At 37.1% G+C, this 19660-nt stretch carries 21 protein-coding genes and 1 other annotated feature; of the genes, 12 read left to right on the top strand and 9 right to left on the bottom strand.

The features are described from left to right. Nucleotides 1-17 precede the first annotated feature (17 nt). The 6 genes from ABH957_RS17325 to mnmL form a co-directional block, all read right to left on the bottom strand. Entirely contained in the window at nucleotides 18-1319 is a 1302-nt protein-coding gene (locus ABH957_RS17325) for a PepSY-associated TM helix domain-containing protein (protein WP_404491902.1), read from the bottom strand. Nucleotides 1320-1474: 155 nt separating this feature from the next. Continuing rightward, nucleotides 1475-2149, bottom strand: coding sequence for an aspartate/glutamate racemase family protein (locus ABH957_RS17320; protein WP_404454340.1), 675 nt, complete (start codon nucleotides 2147-2149; stop codon nucleotides 1475-1477). Between the two features lie 24 nt (nucleotides 2150-2173). Continuing rightward, nucleotides 2174-2854 (bottom strand): ABC transporter permease, encoded by a 681-nt coding sequence (locus ABH957_RS17315; RefSeq protein WP_404443794.1) that lies wholly within the window; start codon nucleotides 2852-2854, stop codon nucleotides 2174-2176. Between the two features lie 18 nt (nucleotides 2855-2872). Beyond that, nucleotides 2873-3706, bottom strand: a complete 834-nt coding sequence (locus ABH957_RS17310) for an ABC transporter ATP-binding protein (protein ID WP_002034419.1) — start codon at nucleotides 3704-3706, stop codon at nucleotides 2873-2875. Nucleotides 3707-3891: 185 nt separating this feature from the next. After that, the gene (mnmM, locus tag ABH957_RS17305; protein WP_404443791.1) at nucleotides 3892-4464 is read right to left on the bottom strand and encodes a tRNA 5-(aminomethyl)-2-thiouridylate-methyltransferase MnmM; all 573 of its coding nucleotides are present in this window, start codon (nucleotides 4462-4464) and stop codon (nucleotides 3892-3894) included. Beyond that, nucleotides 4461-5420: a tRNA modification radical SAM protein MnmL/YtqA gene (gene mnmL, locus ABH957_RS17300; RefSeq protein WP_002034421.1), complete on the bottom strand. Its 960-nt coding sequence runs from the start codon at nucleotides 5418-5420 to the stop codon at nucleotides 4461-4463. Before mnmL ends, mnmM begins: the two co-directional genes overlap by 4 nt. A 261-nt stretch (nucleotides 5421-5681) precedes the next feature. On the opposite strand from mnmL, the gene ABH957_RS17295 reads away from it, so the two are divergent. The 11 genes from ABH957_RS17295 (at nucleotide 5682) to leuS (ending at nucleotide 17211) form a co-directional block, all read left to right on the top strand. Beyond that, nucleotides 5682-5945 carry a YtzC family protein gene (locus ABH957_RS17295; protein WP_002089099.1) on the top strand — a complete coding sequence of 88 codons (264 nt, stop codon included), beginning with the start codon at nucleotides 5682-5684 and terminating at the stop codon, nucleotides 5943-5945. Nucleotides 5946-5960: 15 nt separating this feature from the next. Then, a complete protein-coding gene (locus ABH957_RS17290) occupies nucleotides 5961-6110 on the top strand; it encodes a hypothetical protein (protein WP_001129345.1) in 150 nt (49 codons plus the stop codon). A 136-nt stretch (nucleotides 6111-6246) separates the two neighbouring features. Then, nucleotides 6247-7269 (top strand): DUF418 domain-containing protein, encoded by a 1023-nt coding sequence (locus ABH957_RS17285; protein WP_404511848.1) that lies wholly within the window; start codon nucleotides 6247-6249, stop codon nucleotides 7267-7269. Between the two features lie 239 nt (nucleotides 7270-7508). Continuing rightward, on the top strand, nucleotides 7509-8270 hold the full coding sequence (locus tag ABH957_RS17280; RefSeq protein ID WP_105585974.1) for an ABC transporter ATP-binding protein: 762 nt from the start codon (nucleotides 7509-7511) through the stop codon (nucleotides 8268-8270). A 16-nt stretch (nucleotides 8271-8286) separates the two neighbouring features. Then, on the top strand, nucleotides 8287-10146 hold the full coding sequence (locus ABH957_RS17275; RefSeq protein ID WP_404443783.1) for an FtsX-like permease family protein: 1860 nt from the start codon (nucleotides 8287-8289) through the stop codon (nucleotides 10144-10146). Between the two features lie 158 nt (nucleotides 10147-10304). Then, a complete protein-coding gene (locus ABH957_RS17270; protein WP_002067637.1) occupies nucleotides 10305-10493 on the top strand; it encodes a hypothetical protein in 189 nt (62 codons plus the stop codon). A gap of 112 nt (nucleotides 10494-10605) precedes the next feature. Continuing rightward, nucleotides 10606-11172 (top strand): tyrosine-type recombinase/integrase, encoded by a 567-nt coding sequence (locus ABH957_RS17265; RefSeq protein WP_404443780.1) that lies wholly within the window; start codon nucleotides 10606-10608, stop codon nucleotides 11170-11172. Nucleotides 11173-11211: 39 nt separating this feature from the next. Continuing rightward, the gene (locus tag ABH957_RS17260; RefSeq protein WP_002089091.1) at nucleotides 11212-11709 is read left to right on the top strand and encodes a cation:proton antiporter regulatory subunit; all 498 of its coding nucleotides are present in this window, start codon (nucleotides 11212-11214) and stop codon (nucleotides 11707-11709) included. A gap of 3 nt (nucleotides 11710-11712) precedes the next feature. After that, on the top strand, nucleotides 11713-12936 hold the full coding sequence (locus tag ABH957_RS17255; protein ID WP_404443777.1) for a cation:proton antiporter: 1224 nt from the start codon (nucleotides 11713-11715) through the stop codon (nucleotides 12934-12936). Nucleotides 12937-13126: 190 nt separating this feature from the next. Continuing rightward, on the top strand, nucleotides 13127-14320 hold the full coding sequence (locus ABH957_RS17250; RefSeq protein ID WP_002089089.1) for an MDR family MFS transporter: 1194 nt from the start codon (nucleotides 13127-13129) through the stop codon (nucleotides 14318-14320). A 198-nt stretch (nucleotides 14321-14518) separates the two neighbouring features. Then, nucleotides 14519-14737 (top strand) — a binding site (T-box leader). Between the two features lie 65 nt (nucleotides 14738-14802). Continuing rightward, the gene (leuS, locus tag ABH957_RS17245; protein ID WP_404511846.1) at nucleotides 14803-17211 is read left to right on the top strand and encodes a leucine--tRNA ligase; all 2409 of its coding nucleotides are present in this window, start codon (nucleotides 14803-14805) and stop codon (nucleotides 17209-17211) included. Between the two features lie 25 nt (nucleotides 17212-17236). On the opposite strand, the gene ABH957_RS17240 is transcribed toward leuS, so the two are convergent. Then, nucleotides 17237-17665, bottom strand: coding sequence for a GNAT family N-acetyltransferase (locus ABH957_RS17240; protein WP_404443771.1), 429 nt, complete (start codon nucleotides 17663-17665; stop codon nucleotides 17237-17239). 157 nt (nucleotides 17666-17822) lie between these two features. Here ABH957_RS17240 and ABH957_RS17235 point away from each other — a divergent pair, with 157 nt between their 5' ends. Next, nucleotides 17823-18890 (top strand): VrrB protein, encoded by a 1068-nt coding sequence (locus tag ABH957_RS17235; protein ID WP_404511852.1) that lies wholly within the window; start codon nucleotides 17823-17825, stop codon nucleotides 18888-18890. Between the two features lie 44 nt (nucleotides 18891-18934). On the opposite strand, the gene ABH957_RS17230 is transcribed toward ABH957_RS17235, so the two are convergent. After that, on the bottom strand, nucleotides 18935-19357 hold the full coding sequence (locus ABH957_RS17230; RefSeq protein WP_404511844.1) for a pyrophosphohydrolase domain-containing protein: 423 nt from the start codon (nucleotides 19355-19357) through the stop codon (nucleotides 18935-18937). A 98-nt stretch (nucleotides 19358-19455) separates the two neighbouring features. Further along, nucleotides 19456-19641, bottom strand: a complete 186-nt coding sequence (locus ABH957_RS17225; protein WP_002129504.1) for a hypothetical protein — start codon at nucleotides 19639-19641, stop codon at nucleotides 19456-19458. Nucleotides 19642-19660 lie beyond the last annotated feature (19 nt).

The raw sequence follows: 19660 nt of genomic DNA, 5'->3' as shown, positions 1-19660 counted from the left end.
GTAGAGTGGTTTTCTTATTATGATTGTATTTTTGAAAATACATATATGAGAAGTTCAATTGCGAAAATAACTAAAACAGATAGTCCGAATAAAGGCATGACAGCGCCTAGTATAACCATCATGATAAAGAAAACGATTATGCTTTTCTTATCTCTTTGCTTTGGCGGTGCTGCTAATTTTCCTTTTGGCTTTCTTGCTAACCACATTTTTATTCCGTAATAAATGAGAAGTAATAAAGATAATGTCGTTAGTAAGCATAATATTTTATTTGGCCATCCGAATAAATGTCCTTCGTGAAGCGGGATACCGTAAGTAAACCATTGTGCAAATAATCCATAATCACGATAGTCCGTTTTGGAAATAAGTTCTCCGCTATATTGATCAAAATAAGCTGTTATTTCTTCATTTGGTGCGACATGCATACCCGTAATACCGGAACCGCTTGATTTCGAAACGGTGAATACACCTTTCGGATCAGCCGGTAGTGAGATAACATATGGCTTCTTTATTTCAATTCCTTTTTGTAATTCATCGACAGAAATTGCTTTTGGCTCATTTGAATTCGATTCAGGAGGAGCTTCTTTTCTTGTTGCCCACGGCAATTCTTTTACCTTCGATTCAGGCGGTGCCATATACAACTTTGGATATCCAATTGATTCATTCGACGATGCGATTTTATAAATTTGGTTACCCATAAATCCTGACCACGGCAATCCAGATGCGACTAACAAAACGAGTGGAATTGTAAATATAATACCGATAATAGAATGACGTCGTTTTGCCTTTTCTCGCTTAGTGGATGCGGGTGTGTTTTTGAATTGGCGTATACTCATATACAATCCAGTCACAATTAAAAAGATTGTCCAGCATGCCGCAAGCTCTACAATGTAGTTAACGACAGTACCACCAACTAAAAGAGAACTATGTAATTCCCTCATTATATTGGCAAACGTTTCACTTGCATTTTGATCTCCAACAATTTGATTATTGCTATCTAAATACACATATTTTTGCTTTCCTGTATATTCATTTGCAATAGTAAGCCTCGTATTATAATCCCCATTAAACTCACTAATTTTCGCCACACTATAATGTGGATATTTTTTCGCTGTTAAGAAAAGCGAATCAGCCATCGAAATAGACTCTGTTTGGGCGCTCTTCCCAAAATATAAATCTTTATAGATGAAATCTTCAACCTCTTCACGAAATAAATACCCAATTCCGCTCAGTGACAAAGTAATAAGAAGCGGCGTAATAAAAAGCCCGGCGTAAAAATGCCACCTCCAAAAAATATAATGAAGCGAACGATTTACTTTCATACTTCAGTTCCCCTAACCTTCCCTATATGAATAAACTACTTATTTAATATAGCGAGATTAAGTGTGATTACTTTGAAATAATTGTGAAAAAAGTTAAAAGTTTTGGTTGTTTTTATCAAACATAAAACACATTTTAAAAAGGATGTGTTCTATGTTTATGAAGACTTTTTTATATTTGATGCATAGATCCTAACAACTGCTTTCGCAAGACATTGAGCGGAATCAACAAAGTCCTCACTCACCACCACATTCAAATCGGTACATGCGATAATAGCGGTATCTACTTCGTCTTTTAACTGTAAAACGAGCAGACTCCATAATTTACGAGCTTCCTCAATTTCTCCGCCTTTAATACAAGTAATAATTTGATTAATCATTTCTTGCCATTGTTCATTATGAATGTACTCTATATCACGTTTTGTAATTCCATCTTGGTAAATACTTGCTTGAACAGTCGCTTCTGTTGCAAGAAGAGCGACTCTTTTTGTATTTTCAGGAATTGCTTTTAACGTCTCATCGACTATATTCAAAATAGGAATGGTAATAGAACGCTGTAATTCCTCGAAATAAAGATGCGATGTATTACATGGCATTGCGATGAAATCTACACCAGTACTTTCAAGTTTTTGCGCTCCTTCAATAATCGCTTTTTTCATCGCCGCATGATCAATAGGGCGATCCATATAAAACGGTGTTGGGCACGAATAAATCATCATATGAGGAAAGTCCATATCATGCTTTGCTCCATAAATTGTTTGGCACTCTGCTACAACTGTATCGACGAATGGTCCGGTTGATTTTGGACCCATTCCTGCTAGTATTCCAATCATTGTTTAGTCCCCTTTAATATGTAATCAAAAACGTTTTCTGCGAACGAGAAAAAGAAATAAAGTAAGTAATAAAAATGAATATACGATAGCCCAAGCTGTAAGCCATAGAGTATGAGTAAGTATATTATATTTGTATTGTCCAAGCATTATAAAGCTTTCGACAGGTGGTAAAAAACATAGTAACTCTTTTTTTAACCGGATTGAGGCAATCGTCATAAGTAATATAAATGTAAGACTAAGCCAAGCGGTGCTTGCTTTTTGAATAATATTTCTAGTAAATAATGTTGCGATTGAAATTCCTAGTATAGATAAAGACATGTGAGCGAGAAATCCGACTAGAAATAAAGAAGCTGTCATTTTTTCATTAAACATTTGCAAAATAATTGGATAGATTACGGATATAAAAGATAAAGCAGTACAAATAAGAAAAGCCGTAATATATTTACCAACGTATAATGCCGAAATATTATTTGTATGTGAAATAGTGATTTGTTCTTGTACAGGATCTTCAGTATGAAAAATTGTGACTGTAATCCAGGCAGATAATAAATAAAGTGCGAGTGCTGTTTCTAAGTATGTTGGTACAATGGGAGTTGGTTTATATGTATATACAAAAAGTAAGCTTATGCAGTACATCGCAATAGGAGGAATGTACTTATACGATTTCGTGTAGTCGAGAAAATGGTAACGAATAAGCGCAAACATAATAAACCTTCTTTCGATTTAAAAATTAGGCTGTAGCAGTGTGATAGATGCTTTTTTATGTAATAAAAACTGAAGCATTTCGTTTGCATATTCCTTTTCGATTTGTAATTGAATGAGGTTTTGATTTGAATTGTGTGTAACTTGTATAAATCCTGATTGCTTTTGTAGTTCTATAGCTGAAAATGTTTCGTGAACAATTGCCTCAATATAGACCTGTTCTGTTGATTTTTGCACAGAGGTATCTTCCGCAATTGTATGATTTGCTAATGTCACAATTCTATCGGCGAAGTTTTCTAGTAGTTGTTTTTCGTGACATGTGAAGAGTATAGATATGCCTTGTTGTTTTAATGAGAGTAAAATATGCTCTAATTCTTGCTGAGAGTTAGGGTCGAGTCCAGAAAGAGGTTCATCTAGAATTAATAAATGGACGTCCGTAAGTAATGCTTGCATAATGCCTGTTTTTTGTTTCATACCTTTTGAAAAGTTTCGTACAACGTAATGCTTTGCATGATGTAGATGAAAAGATTCAAGGAGCATCGGAATTTTATTTCTTAAATATTTTGTTGATAAACCGTGAATGTGGCCGAGATGATATAAATAATCCTCTAATGTAAAACGAATTCCTTCAGGAAAATGTTCAGGGACATAACTGATTTGTATATGTTCTTTTCTTTGAAGTGTCCCTGCCGTAGGTGGAATAAAGCCTGCAATTATTTTGAGTAAAGTACTTTTTCCAGTCCCGTTCCCACCAATAATAGCGAGTGCTTCTCCTTCTGGAATGGATAAATCGATGTTGTCTAGTATAAGTGATTTGCCATACTTCTTTTGAATTCCCCTTAGTTCTACTAGCAAAGTTCTATCCTTCTTTCTTCAAATATTGTATACATCCATTATATAGGAGAATAAGAAAAAGACGTGCAATGAATGCACGTCTTTTTTTGTTATGTTTTGTCGAATGATCGATATATCTGAAAAATCGTTGATATAATTATCCTGCTATTTGCCGGACAGTAAACCTCACTGATTAAAGTTTCACTTTATCGCTTCTCAATCGCCACAATAAATGGCGGGTTATTTTGCTGGTTAATGAAGCCGTATCGCAAAACGTGAGCTTCTTTTTGATCTAGTTCTTCTGCAAATTTAAGTACAGCGTCGCGTTCTACTTGTCCTTCTGGATGTCCGTGGTAAATGACAAGGACGATGATACCTTCAGGTGCCATTACTCCTAGTAATTGTTCAATCGCCGAGATTGTTGAGTTCGGTTTTGTGACGATATGCTTGTCACCGCCTGGAAGGTAACCTAAGTTGAAGATAGCGCCTGTTACTTTTCCTTTTGCATCTTCTGGTAGTACGGATAGAAGCGTATCGTGACTATCGTGAACTAAAACAGTACGTTCAAAAAGCTCTTTTTCTTTTAGGCGGATAGTAGAGCTTTCAATTGCTTCTTTTTGAATATCAAATCCAAATACTTTTCCGTTATCTCCAACGATTTCAGCTAGGAAGCAAGTGTCATGTCCATTTCCTAAAGTTGCATCTACAGCGTAATCGCCTTCTTTAACAGCCGTTTGCAGCAGCGAGCGAGCAAACGGTAATACACGTTCTAATTTCATTTTTGTTTCTCCTCATTTGCATATTTTCCTTGCCAGCTTCCGCGGCGTACAAATTCTGCATCGATGGAATTTAATACTTCCCATTTATTTAAGCTCCACATTGGACCAATCATTAAGTCAGGTGGACCGTCACCTGTGATGCGGTGCACAATTACATCTTCAGGAATAATTTCAAGTTGGTCAACAACGAGACTTACGTAATCTTCAAGAGAAAGGAATTCTAATTGACCTTTTTCATATTGCTTCACCATTGGCGTACCTTTTAATAAATGAAGTAAATGAATTTTAATTCCTTGTACGTCAAGTTTTGCTACTTCACGAGTTGTTTCCATCATCATGTCGTAATCTTCAAGGGGAAGACCGTTAATAATATGAGAGCAAACTCTAATCCCGTGCTTGCGTAATTTATTTACGCCTTCCACATAAGATGGATAATCGTGAGCGCGATTAATAAGATTTGCAGTACGTTCATGAACAGTTTGTAGTCCGAGTTCAACCCAAAGGTACGTACGTTTATTTAAGTCCGCTAAATATTCAACGACATCGTCTGGTAAACAATCTGGACGAGTTGCGATAGAAAGACCGACAACGTCTTTTTCTGCTAGAAGCGGTTCGAATTTTTCTTTTAACACTTCAAGTGGTGCATGTGTATTTGTGTAAGCCTGAAAATAAGCGATACATTTTCCGTCTTTCCACTTTGAGCGCATTTTTTCTTTCATTTCATGATACTGCGTTATAACATCATCGCGGCGATCACCAGCGAAGTCACCAGATCCAGCAGCACTACAAAACGTGCAACCACCGTAAGCAACTGTACCGTCACGGTTCGGGCAATCGAAGCCAGCATCTAATGAAACTTTAAAGATTTTTTCACCAAATTCATTTCGTAAGTGGTAATTCCATGTATGATAACGTTTATTGTCGTTTGTATATGGAAAAGGGTTTTGAACCTTCATTACTTTCCCTCCTAAGACGAGTCAAAATAAAGTGAAACTTTAATCAGTGGGGGATGTTCCCCCCACTGATTATCAGCCCTCACGAATCGGGCGTTTACGGGCAGTTGAGCTCTCACCTACCTTTTTTTGTTTCATCCAAATTTTGAGGTAGAGGTCTTACTGCCCGTTAATGCGGGATGAAACAAAATCCATTATAACATACTCATAAGGTTCATATGGAAGGGACACACTAAAGGGGAATTGAAGCAAGGAGGGACAATTATGGCAGAGCGTCAATCACTTGAAGAGTATATTACACAGGCAGAACAAGCGGTGGAATATGCGAAAGAACAATTAGACCAAGGCATGAGACAAGAGCATTACAATACGATGGAGTATTCGGATGCTCAGTTACAATTAGAACAAGCATATAATGATTTACAAACGATGCAACAACATGCGAATGATGAGCAACGTGAGCAATTAAATAGAGCACGTATGGCAATTCGCCAATTGCAACATCAAATGATTATTACACCGCACTAATAAGGAGTGAATGTAATGGCGAAACGTTCAGATCAAAATAATCCAGAGCAAAAAACGCAAAATGGACATAACGCTGAATTTTCAAATGAACTTGATCCAGTTGTTCAAGTGAAACAGCGTAATAGTAAAAAGGGACAACCTCAAAGATCGAAGCAATCAGAGTAAACCAGGTCGCAATATGACCTGGTTTTATTTTGTTATATGACAATAATGTAAGATTTCTGTAAGGTTTTCCGATAGTTGTAAGCTTACTTTTCCAGTAGAGTAAGGGAGGATTTAATTTAGGACAAGGAGTTGTATTATGGGGAACAATATTACAAACAAACGAATTGATGAGTTAGATTACATTCGTGGCTTCGCATTACTGGGGATTATTTTAGTAAATATTTTGGCGTTACTTAATATTAAAGTTCCAGACCCTAATACAGTGGATGCAAGTTATCAAAGGTTTCTATACTTATTTGTAGAAGGTCGTTTCTTCTCAATCTTTTCATTCTTATTTGGAGTAGGATTCTATATCTTCATCACAAGAGCGATTGTAAAAGGGAAGAATGGATATGTTTTATTTTTACGCCGCTTAGTTGCACTATTTATTTTTGGTTTGATTCATCAAATGTTTCAGCCCGGAGAAGCACTAGCGTTATACGCAATTTGTGGATTAGTCACTTTACCATTTTATAAAGTGAAGAAGCAAATAAATTTAGTAATCGGTCTTATTCTTACGATAGTTTTTAGTATTATGGCGGCTAAGGAATTATTGCCTGTAGGTTTAATTTTATTAGGTCTTGCTGCAGGACAGTACAAAATATTTGAAAATCTTTCAGCGAAAATAAAGCAAGTCGCTATTTTTACAGGAGTTATGTTTGTTTTAAGTGTGATAGCTTTATGGTATCAATATGGGCACGTTCCTGCTAATCCATTTGTAAATATGATACTTATGACTGAGGATGGAACAATGGATGCTGCAGGTCAGTTTTTAAAAATTGGTGTTACAGTTGGACCAATTATTTCAGCTTTCTATGTAGGAGCATTAATTTTATTACTTCAGTTAAAACCAGTTCAAGCATTGTTAGCGCCACTGAAATACTATGGTCGTATGGCTTTAACAAATTATATTGGACAAACTGCAATGATTTTAATTGCAGGCAGTGTATTTAATTTTGCAGGAAACTTAACGTACATGCAGATGCTATATGTGTGTATCGCAATTTATGCAATTCAAATTATTTTCAGTGTGATTTGGATGAAAATCTTTAAAATGGGTCCATTAGAATGGATTTGGCGTGTTATTACGTATTGGACGGTAACGCCTTTAAAGAAATAAGAGTAGGAAATAGGCTGTTCCACATGCGAAACAGCCTATTTTTATTGTCATCTTTTGTCGGTAAGTCGATATATTTGAAAAATCGCTGATAAAATTGCATTTACTAATGAAAAAACTAAGCTTACATGCTCAGTTTTTTTTCTTACAAAAGTGTAAGGTAATTGTAATGTTAATAAATAGCAGTTCACCTCCAAAAGGCGCAAAATAGGTAATGGAAAAACAAGTGTAGGAGGATATATATGACGAAACCAGTTGTAGACGTGAAAAACGTTCAAAAAGTGTACGGTAAAAAAGGTGAGAACCAATCACACGCGTTAAAAGGTGTTTCATTCTCAATTCAAGAGGGTGAGTTTGTTGGAATTATGGGACCATCTGGTTCTGGTAAAACGACATTATTAAATGTAATTTCAACGCTTGATAAAGCAACGGGCGGCGTTGTTGAAATTGCGGGTACGGACATTACGAAAATGAAGCAAGGTGAGCTTTCTGATTTCCGTTCGCAAAAGTTAGGATTCATTTTCCAAGACTTCAACTTATTAGAGAACTTATCTATTTATGAGAACATTGCACTTCCACTTTCACTTCAAGGTGTCCCATCACGTAATATTGGTCCGAAAGTAGAGAAAGTAGCGGATATGTTAGGAATTTCAGAAATACTTCAAAAGTATCCAACTGAAGTATCTGGAGGACAGAAACAGCGTTCGGCAGCAGCGCGTGCACTTGTGCATGAGCCTGCAATTATTTTAGGGGACGAGCCAACAGGAGCTCTTGATTCTAAAAATGCAGCAAGTTTACTTGATGCGATGACAAACTTAAATGAAGAACAAGGCGTATCTATTATGATGGTTACGCATGATCCATATAGTGCAAGTTACTGTCAGCGTATTTTATTCATTCAAGATGGTGAGCTATATAAAGAAATTCATCGCGGTGGTACACGTGAAGAGTTTTATAAAGAAATTTTAGATGTGCTTGCAGACTTAGGCACACAAAAAGCGTAAGAAAGGAGACTTTGGCATGTTATTCAAACTTTCCATGTCAGGGCTAAAAAGTAAGCTGAAAGATTATATCGTCTTACTTGTCGGTCTTGTCATGTCGATTTCAATTTTTTATATGTTTCAAACGTTAGCGCTGAATAAAGCGTTTATTGAATCTAATTCAGTGATTAAGTCTATCGGATTTGTATTCCAAGCAGGTTCATTTTTATTAGCAATAATAACCTTCTTCTATATTTTATATGCGAACTCTTTCTTATTATCTCTTCGTCAAAAAGAGTTTGGTATGTATATGATGTTAGGAGCAAAAAAGCATAAAGTTACATTACTTATGTTTATTGAAACAATCGTATTAGGTGCTGCGTCTCTTGCGATTGGACTTACAGTTGGTGTAGGACTTGCAGAAGGTATCGGTCAGTTATTAATGAAACAACTCGAATTTGCGGGTGAAGGCTATAAAGCATTTTATCTGCCATCTATGACTGTTACTTGCATCTTCTTCTTTGCACTATTTGTATTATCAGCAATTATGAACAGTATTAAGTTATCGCGTATTTCTGTACTGCAACTTGTACATGCAGATGCACAAACAGAACGTGTTGCAGTAAAAGGAAAAATGACAGGTTTAGTTGCATTCCTAGCGGTTATTTTATTAGGCATTGGCTATGCATCAATGATTTATATGGATAAACTAAGAGAGATGGGAATCCTTATTGCATTAATTACAACAACAGCTGGTACTTACATGCTGTTTGGATCGCTTCTTCCAGTTATTATTAAAAAGTTAAAAAGTAATAAAAAACGTAGTGAAAAAGGACTTAACGCTTTTACATTTGCACAATTAAACTTCCGTATTAATAGTTTAACGAAAGTGCTTGCGACAGTAGCGATGTTAGTTGCTCTTGGAGCTGGTGCGATTTCAGGTGGTATGGCGTTTAAAAATAACGTTATAAAAATGGTCGATGGTTTAGTAATATATGATTCAGTTGTTCATAATCCTACAGCTGAAGAAAAGAAAATTTTAGATGGTATTCCATTTAAAGAGAAAAATGAATATCGTTACAAAGTTGACGATAAATACGTTTACTATGTAAAAGAAGATTTAGAGAACAATCGTCCTTTAGTAAAAGATATGGCAAATATGGAATCGATGAAGGATTTAGTAAATACGAAAAAAGTTTCAGAGGAACTACCAGTAGGTGCAGTTTCTAGAGAAATGAATGAAAAAGATGCGAACGCTAAAGAACTTCCAGGAGAATGGGTTGATGCTTTTAGTACAATCCAGCCATATTATATATACGAAGATCATGCAATTAAAATTGTAGATCAAAAAATGTACGATGGGATAAATGGTAAAGAAGGTATAGCATTTATCGGAAAAACAGATGATTTCTTAACATATACAAAAAAATGGAAAAAACTTGACGAGTTGCAACTAGATAAATATAAAAATGTAACAGCTGAAAGAATGAACAGTAAATATCAAGCTTACGATATGTTCTACGGTGTTGCGAGTGGAACAGTGTTTATGGGCTTCTTCCTTGGAATTGCATTCTTAGCAATGATGGCAAGTTGTTTAATGTTTAAAATTCTTTCTGGTGCATCAAAAGATATTACACGTTATCAAATGCTTCGTAAAATCGGAGTGCGCCATGAATTATTAACGAAATCAATTTATAAAGAGTTGTTCTTAGTATTCTTATTCCCAGCAATTGTAGGTATTGCCCACGTATTAGTTGGTATGAATATTTTCGGTTTCATTTTAGTGGATCCGTATTTCCGTATTTGGGTACCGATTGTAATTTTCGTAGTCATTTATGCAATTTACTACTTCATTACAGTTCAATTGTATAAAGGAATTGTTCTTCCGAAAGAAGATTAATAACGAAAAATACCGAGCAGAGGGTGCTCGGTATTTTTCGTTATTTTCAGAAAAAATAATAAAAAACGTTGATATGTTACTTAATTGTGTTATAGAATGTAATTAAGTAACATAAACTGAATGTATAAAGTAGCAGGAACTGAAAGGAGGAATCTAAATTGCAGAAAGAAGATGGATCTTTATTTGAAGTTATAGGTATAGCGCTAAGGTCCAAAGAAGTTTTACTATTTTCATTTTTATCCCTCGTTATTTTTCTAACCGCAACGTATTTTTACAATAGTAAGTTTCCAAATCATAAATATCCAGAATTTTTAGGTGCATTAAAGTATATCGCTCCAATTGTATAGCGTAAAAAATTTAAAAGGAAATGGATAATACATGGAATTCCCATAGCATGATAAGGTAAAATGGACAACATGATGAGAAAATTACCGTTCATAAGATGAGGAGAATACATGTATGGAAGTTGTAGAGGCATTAAAAAATATAAGCCAAATTGAGGCTATGAAAAAATATTTAAAAGAGCATTCACAGCGAGATTATCTTTTATTTGTTATTGGAATTAACACAGGTTTAAAAATTACTGAACTACTGAGTATTAAATTTGAAGATGTATTAAATGAAGATGGAACTGTTAAAGAGTTTTATTCTCTTCCTGTGAAAGATGAAAAGTTTAAACAAGATATTTATTTAAATACAAAAGTAAAAGAAGCGCTTTTAGCGTACGTACAATCTATTGATGTTAAAAGGGAAAACTACGTATTTCAATCTAATAAAACGACAAATTCAATCTCACGCCAACAAGCATATCGTGTTATCCATAGCGCAGCTGAAGCGGTTGGGATTATTGGAAAGATTGGAACGAATTCAATGCGAAAAACATTTGGATTTCATGCGTACAAAAGAGGAATAGCGATTGCGCTATTGCAAAAGCATTTTCATCACGCAACTCCATCAGAAACGTTAAAGTATTTAGGGATATCAAAAGATGAGAAGTTTAAAACAGAGATTGATGTAGATTTGTAAAAGGAAAGAGCCGTAACTAAAAAATTAGGAGGCGGGAATATGAATATTAGAGAGAGTGAACTACCAGGCATTGGATGTAAATTTGAAGTGATAACAAAAGGTAATGAAAAAATGGTTATTGTTATTCACGATGATGGAAGAAGGGAAATGTACCATTTTGATGCGGATCATGATGAGAGTATTTCAAGCATTTCTCTTCGTGATTCTGAAGCAAGACAAATTGCGGCTATATTAGGCGGGATGGTATATAGGCCACAAGCTTTAGACACGATTGAGATGGCTTTTGAAGGATTATCAATTGAATGGTTTAAAGTAGAAAATAACGCACCAGTGGTACAAAAAACAATTGGGAGCTTACACGTTAGAAAAACATATAACGTAACAATCATTGCTATTTTGAAAAAGAATATGAAGAAGTTCTTTAATCCAGGCCCAGATTCTATCATTGAAGCTGGCGATATGCTCGTATTATCGGGCGAAAGACATGAAGTGAAAAGAATTATTAAGGAATTACTTTCGGCAGGAGGTGATTCATAATCGATGGATACTTTAATTTTGGAAGTTGGAACTGCGTTAGTATTAGTAGCTTTTGCAGCTATCCTCGCTGCAAAGTTAAAGTTTTCGATTATTCCGTTTCTCATTATACTCGGTATGCTAGTGGGGCCTCATGCCCCAGATTTAGGACTTATCGATTTAAGGTTTATTGAAAGCGGAGAAGTTATTTCCTTCCTCGGCCGTGTTGGCGTCATATTCCTCCTATTCTACTTAGGCTTAGAATTCTCAATAAAAAAATTAATTAAATCAGGAAAGTCGATTGCTTTTGGGGGTAGTGTTCATATATCGCTTAATTTCATATTAGGTTTACTTTATGGATATATAATGGGCTTCCCCTTACTAGAAACATTAATTATTGCTGGAATTATTACAATCTCATCGAGTGCAATTGTAGCGAAAGTAATCGTTGATTTAAGAAGAACTGGTAATAAAGAGACAGAACTAATTTTAGGAATCATTATGTTTGATGATATCTTTTTAGCTGTATATTTATCAGTTGTTTCAGGATTAGTACTCGGAGGTGCAACATCATTTGTAGGTGCTCTTACATCCGTACTAATCGCAGTAGGATATATGTTACTATTCTTTGTAATCGCTAGAAAAGCTACGCCGTTCCTAAATAAAGTATTAGATATTTCGTCAAACGAAATTTTTATTATCGTAATATTCGCTATTTTATTCTTTGTAGCAGGATTTTCAGAAACAATTCATGTTGCGGAAGCGATTGGGGCTTTATTGTTAGGACTCGTCTTTTCAGAAACAGAGCATAGTGATCGAATCGAGCATCTCGTCGTCCCGTTTCGTGATTTCTTTGGAGCTATATTTTTCTTCAGCTTCGGTTTAAGTATAGATCCGTTTTCGCTTGGAGGAGCAGTATGGTTGGCATTAGGAGCAGTTTTCATTACTCTCATCGGTAATTTTACAGCTGGAATGATTGCAGGGCGTAAAGCTGGGTTATCGCATAAGGCTTCTACGAATATCGGTTTAACACTTATATCACGTGGGGAATTCTCCATTATTGTCGCGAATCTTGGAATAGCGGGTGGCTTAATGGCAACGATTAAACCATTCTCAGCTTTATATGTTTTAATATTGGCGTCGTTAGGGCCATTATTAACGAAGGAGTCTGGGAGAATATACTCTCTACTAGACAAAATATTTAAATGGAGTGCTAAAGAAAGTGCAAAACGTAAAAAGGAAGTTGGATAACCTTTCGCGAGGGAACGATTCCATTATTTATAGATTAATATTTTACAAAGACGATTAGAATACATTCTAATCGTCTTTGTGCTATTATCTGAATTTCATCAACTATTAATCAGTTGCCTTCCTATTTAAAAACGACTACAATTTTACTGTTATATATATGAACGAAAAAAAGAGAATAGGAGGGGAGACTATGCCAAGGAAAGTATGGCTATTAGTAGCTGGGATGATTATTAATGTCACGGGTGCTTCTTTTTTATGGCCTTTTAATACAATTTACTTACATGATAGTTTAGGGAAATCTTTATCAGTAGCCGGAATGGTATTAATGATCAACTCGCTTACTGGTGTAATCGGAAACTTGCTCGGCGGTGTTTTATTTGATAAATGGGGCGGTTATAAATCAATTTTAGTAGGGATTGTCATTACACTTGTATCGATTTTAGGTCTTGTATTTTTCCATGGTTGGCCATTATATGTTGTGTGGCTAGCATTAATCGGATTCGGTTCTGGAATGGTGTTTCCATCGATGTATGCGATGGTCGGTACGGTTTGGCCAGAAGGAGGGAGACGAGCGTTCAATGCAATGTATGTTGGACAAAACGTTGGGATTGCGATTGGAACAGCGTGCGGTGGATTAGTTGCGTCTTATCGTTTTGATTATATTTTCTTAGCGAACTTTATTTTATATTTTATTTTCTTCTTAATTGCGTTTATTGGATTTCGTGGTATGGAAGCAAAAAAAGAGCAAGAGGTACAAAAAGAAGCCGAAACGAAAAAAGGTTGGTCACTTACACCTGGCTTCAAAGCGCTTCTAATCGTATGTGTAGCATATGCTTTATGCTGGGTTACATACGTACAGTGGCAAGGGGCAATTGCGACTCATATGCGAGAATTAGATATTAGCCTCCGCCATTATAGTTTATTATGGACGATAAACGGGGCGATGATTGTTTGTGCGCAGCCACTTGTTAGTATGTTAATTCGCTGGATGAAGCGTTCTTTAAAACAACAAATTATGATTGGAATCGTCATTTTTGCGGCGTCATTTATTGTGTTAAGTCAAGCGCAGCAATTTACGATGTTTCTCGTTGCGATGGTGACATTAACAATTGGTGAATTATTCGTATGGCCGGCAGTTCCGACCATCGCAAATATACTTGCACCGAAAGATAAGCTAGGATTTTATCAAGGTGTTGTAAATAGCGCAGCGACTGTAGGGAAAATGTTCGGACCGGTCGTTGGCGGAGCGATTGTTGACTTATACAATATGGAAGTATTGTTTATTGCGATCATGGTAATGCTTGTAGTAGCGCTTATAGCAACGAGTATTTATGATAGACGAGTAAAAGTAGAAGAAACAGTTGAAGAAAAAATTGCAGTTTAGTTTGACGGAACATGCAACATGTTTTAGAATATATTTAAATAAATAGTAATAAAATATCCTTTGGAACAAGGGAGTTAGCTCGGCTGTCCTAAGACGAATTCGTTAGTTAGCAAGAGTAACGATTAACCGAGAAGCCCTCGCTTCAAGTAAGCTCTTAAGAGATACTAAGTGGTGGGTAGTTCACATTAACTCATATTTGTAATAACAGTGAGAAGGAGTAGTAGTAATAGAAGCTGGTTTAGAGAGTTGACGGTCGGTGCAAGTCAATCCACGTTTCGTTATGAACTCGCCTTTGAGTTGCAGTTGTGAAATCATTAGTAGCAATTGCCGTTAATCCACGTTACGGATCTAAGCGAATGTATTTATTACATTAATTTAGGGTGGTACCGCGGGAATCTATAACCTCTCGTCCCTTTCTAGGGATGAGAGGTTTTTTGTATTTTGGGCGGTGAAAATAAATAGAATTTCAAGGAGGGTATCTCATGAGCTTTAATCATCAAGAAATTGAGAAGAAGTGGCAAGGGCATTGGGAAGAGAATAAAACATTCCGTACGCCAGATGAAACAGAAAAACCAAAATTTTATGCACTAGATATGTTCCCATATCCATCAGGTGCAGGCTTACACGTAGGTCATCCAGAAGGTTATACAGCGACAGATATTTTATCTCGTATGAAGCGTATGCAAGGATATAACGTTCTTCATCCAATGGGATGGGATGCATTCGGTCTTCCAGCAGAGCAATATGCACTTGATACTGGGAATAGCCCGGCTGAATTTACAGAGCTTAATATTAATACGTTCCGTAATCAAATTAAAGCATTAGGCTTCTCTTACGATTGGGATCGTGAAGTAAATACAACAGATCCAACCTACTACAAGTGGACACAATGGATCTTCCTAAAACTATTTGAAAAAGGTTTAGCTTACGTTGATGAAGTACCTGTAAACTGGTGCCCAGCACTTGGTACAGTACTTGCAAACGAAGAAATCATTGACGGTAAGAGTGAGCGCGGTGGACATCCAGTTGAGCGTCGTCCGATGAGACAGTGGATGTTAAAAATTACAGCTTACGGAGATCGTCTATTAGAAGATCTAGATGAGCTTAATTGGCCAGAAAGCTTAAAAGACATGCAACGTAACTGGATCGGTCGTTCTGAAGGTGCAGAAGTACACTTCAACATCGACGGTACAGATGAGAAGTTCACAGTTTTCACAACGCGTCCTGATACACTATTTGGTGCAACATACTGTGTACTTGCTCCGGAACATGCGCTTGTTGCAGAAATTACAACAGCAGATCAAAAAGAAGCTGTAGAAGCTTACATTAACTCTGTTAAAATGAAGAGCGATTTAGAGCGTACAGAACTTGCGAAAGAAAAAACTGGTGTATTCACTGGTGCTTACGCAGTTAACCCAGTAAACGGTGAGAAATTACCAATCTGGATCGCTGATTATGTTCTTGCAACTTACGGAACAGGTGCTGTAATGGCAGTTCCAGCTCACGATGAGCGTGACTATGAATTCGCATCAACGTTCAATCTTCCAATGAAGGAAGTTGTAAAAGGCGGAGACATTTCGAAAGAAGCATATACAGGTGATGGTGCGCACGTAAACTCAGCATTCCTTGATGGTTTAAATAAAGAAGAAGCAATTGTAAAAATGATTGAGTGGCTTGAAGTAACAAGCGCAGGAAATCAAAAAGTAACGTACCGTCTACGTGACTGGTTATTTAGTCGCCAACGTTACTGGGGTGAGCCAATTCCAGTAATCCATTGGGAAGATGGTACAATGACAGCTGTGAAAGAAGAAGAATTACCATTAGTTCTTCCGAAAACAGAGAATATTCGTCCTTCAGGTACAGGTGAATCACCACTTGCAAACATTGAAGAGTGGGTAAATGTTGTTGATCCTGAAACTGGTAAAAAAGGTCGTCGTGAAACAAATACAATGCCGCAATGGGCTGGTAGCTGCTGGTACTACCTACGCTACATCGATCCAAACAACAGCGAAGCACTTGTAGACCCTGAAAAAGTAAAACAATGGCTTCCAGTTGATATTTATATCGGTGGAGCAGAGCACGCTGTACTTCACTTACTATATGCTCGTTTCTGGCATAAAGTATTATATGATATCGGTGTAGTTCCAACGAAAGAACCGTTCCAACAATTATTCAACCAAGGTATGATCTTAGGTGAAAACAACGAGAAAATGAGTAAATCAAAAGGTAACGTTGTAAACCCGGATGATATCGTAGCAAGCCATGGTGCAGATACACTTCGTCTATACGAAATGTTCATGGGACCATTAGATGCTTCAATTGCTTGGTCTGAAAATGGTCTTGACGGAGCTCGTCGCTTCCTAGACCGCGTATGGCGCCTATTCATTCAAGAGAACGGTGAATTAAGTGAGAAAATTACTGATGCACCAAACAAAGATTTTGAAAAAGCTTACCACCAAACAGTGAAGAAAGTAACAGAAGACTATGCAGAGCTTCGCTTCAACACAGCGATTTCTCAAATGATGGTATTCATCAACGATGCATACAAAGCTGAAACACTTCCGAAAGAATATGTAGAAGGTTTCGTAAAAATGATTGCACCAGTTGCACCTCACATCGGGGAAGAACTATGGAGCAAACTTGGATACAGTGAAACAATCACATATGCAAGCTGGCCAACATTTGATGAGTCTAAACTTGTAGAAGATGAAGTTGAAATCGTTGTTCAAATTATGGGCAAAGTTCGCACAAAACTAACAATGAGTAAAGACGCATCAAAAGAAGAAATGGAACAACTTGCACTTGAGGCAATCAAAGAACAAATTGAAGGGAAAACAGTTCGTAAAGTAATTGTTGTTCCTGGAAAACTTGTTAACGTTGTTGCAAACTAATGATTGAAAGAAAAGCTCAGAGCGTTTATGCTCTGAGCTTTTTTGTGTAGAAAATAATCTCTGGATCACCTTCATCTAAATTTTCAACTATTCCACTACGTACAAATCCATTCGCATTAAAAACGGTTTGCATACTCTCATTCGATTCATTCGTTGAAGAAAATATTTTTTGAGTAGGAGAATGAGTTAACATATATGAGATTAATGAGCTTGCATGACCTTGTCTTCTTTTCGTTGGCGAAACAATGATTAATGAGAGGAAAGTATAACCAAAGAAATTTGTATCGTATGTTAGAAAACCAGAAATGGAATTGTCCTCTTTTGCAATGATGCAGGTTCCTTCATCAATAGCGTGTTTAATATAATCTCGTCTACTATCGTCTCCGATCACATCAACATTTATTTGTAAGATTGAATCTAAATCGTCGATGGAAGCTTTTGCTACGTTCTCCAACGAAAACGCCTCCTTTGAAAAATAATCAGTTAATTTAGTTTATCATGAATGAAGAACGAAGAAAAAGGCGCGGAATTCCCATATAGACAAACACCTATTCTTCTATAGGAAATATGATGAAAAAGGTAGGTTAAATTGAACAGAAGAGGTGAAAGGAATGAAAGGGATGGACAATAATGCACCACATGGCTTCTTCGGAGGTGGATCGGATAGTTATGGACAAATGATGTTCATGGGAGGAGATGGTCAACACGGATATGGCGGAATTCCAAGTTGGATGGGAGGAGCAGCTGGAGGATTTCCGACGTCAGTGGCGGGTGTACAAACAGGATTCCCAACATCAGTAGCTGGAGTGCAAACAGGATTTCCGGCACTAGTAGGAGGTACACAAGGAGGAGTGCCTGTAGGTATGCCAACTACATTCCCATCTTTCGTTGGAGGCGTACAAACAGGATTCCCTGTACCAGGCGTTGGTGTTGTAGCTGGTGGAATCGGCGGCTTCCCTCAAGGTGTTCACGGTCAGCATGTGCATCATGAGCATCACGGTCATCACGGTCAGCATGTACATCATGAGCATCACGGCCATCACGGCCAGCATGTACATCATGAGCATCACGGCCATCACGGTCATCATCAACAACACGGCCATCATCAGCATCATGGCCATCATCATCAACAACAAGTACATCATCATGGTCATCATCAAATTCATCCGCAGGCTGTTCTTTATCAAACTCATCATCATGGTCACCAAGGCCAACATCAACACCATGGTCATCATGGTCACCAAGGCCAGCATCAACACCACGGTCATCATGGTCATCATCAACACCACGGCCACCATCAGCAACAAGTACATCACCAAGGTCATCATCAAATTCACCCGCAGGCTGTCCTTTATCAAACTCATCAAGGTCAACACCATCACCAAGGCCAACATCATCACCAAGGTCAACATCATCACCAAGGTCAACACCATCACCAAGGTCAACATCATCACCAAGGTCAACACCATCACCAAGGCCAACAGCATCATCAAGGCCAACAGCATCATCAAGGTCAACAGCATCATCAAGGTCAACAACAGCATCAGGGTCAACAACAATACCAACAATATCAGCAGCAACAACAGCCTTGGGGAGGTGGAATTGGAGCAGGGACGGCAGCAGGAGCAGCAGCTGGTACTGCAGGAGCAGCTGGACACGCGGGACACGTGGGTCATTAATAGACCAAAGGAAAAAAGACATAATAAAAAACTGCTAGGAGATCCTAGCAGTTTTTTTCAGCTTCTTGGCGCTGACGTTCGATTTCCGCACGAAGTTGTGGTTCCGGTGCTTGCCATCCTTCTGGCTTCATAATTTTGCCATCGCCCTCGCGGAATCGAGGCTTTCCATCAGGGAATAGTTTTGCCATGTTAGCATTGTTTACAATTTCAAATCCTTTATCTGGACGTACGCCCATTTCTGCAAACGTTCCGAATGCAAAGTAAATAAGGTCAATAAGTGCATCATATTGATCTTCAACAGTTGTTGCTTCTAGAAATTCTTCTAGCTCTTCTTGCATAAAGCTAGCACGAATTTTTGCACGCTCTTCTGCTAGTTTTGTTGGAGTATTTGTCACAGGATGTCCGAATTCTTCATGCATTTTTGCAACAAGTTCGTATCCTTTATCTAAACCTTTTTCGTTTGTCATGTTGTTTCATCCTTTCTTACGTTATGCCGAATTTTATTGTAACATAAGGTAGTTATTAAATAAAAAGAACATCTTATGAGAAATAAGATGTTCGCTCGTTATTCTTCTTTCTTGATTAAAACGGATAAAATAAGATCGATGCCAAACATTCCGATGAGTAGCATTGGTATAACGACAAGTAAATAACGTGTGAAAGAAACATTTTTTAAGTATGTATGAGCAAATAAAAAGACGCCGAGAAATAAAATACCATTTAAAATAGGTTTTACTAATTTTTTAGACATAAGCTCCCCCGTAAATATC

This window comes from Bacillus sp. RC242 (genome assembly GCF_044908245.1).
Classification (GTDB): Bacteria; Bacillota; Bacilli; order Bacillales; family Bacillaceae_G; genus Bacillus_A; species Bacillus_A mycoides.
The sequence above is the reverse complement of the archived record's forward strand: the minus strand, read 5'-3'. Positions and strand labels throughout refer to the sequence as shown.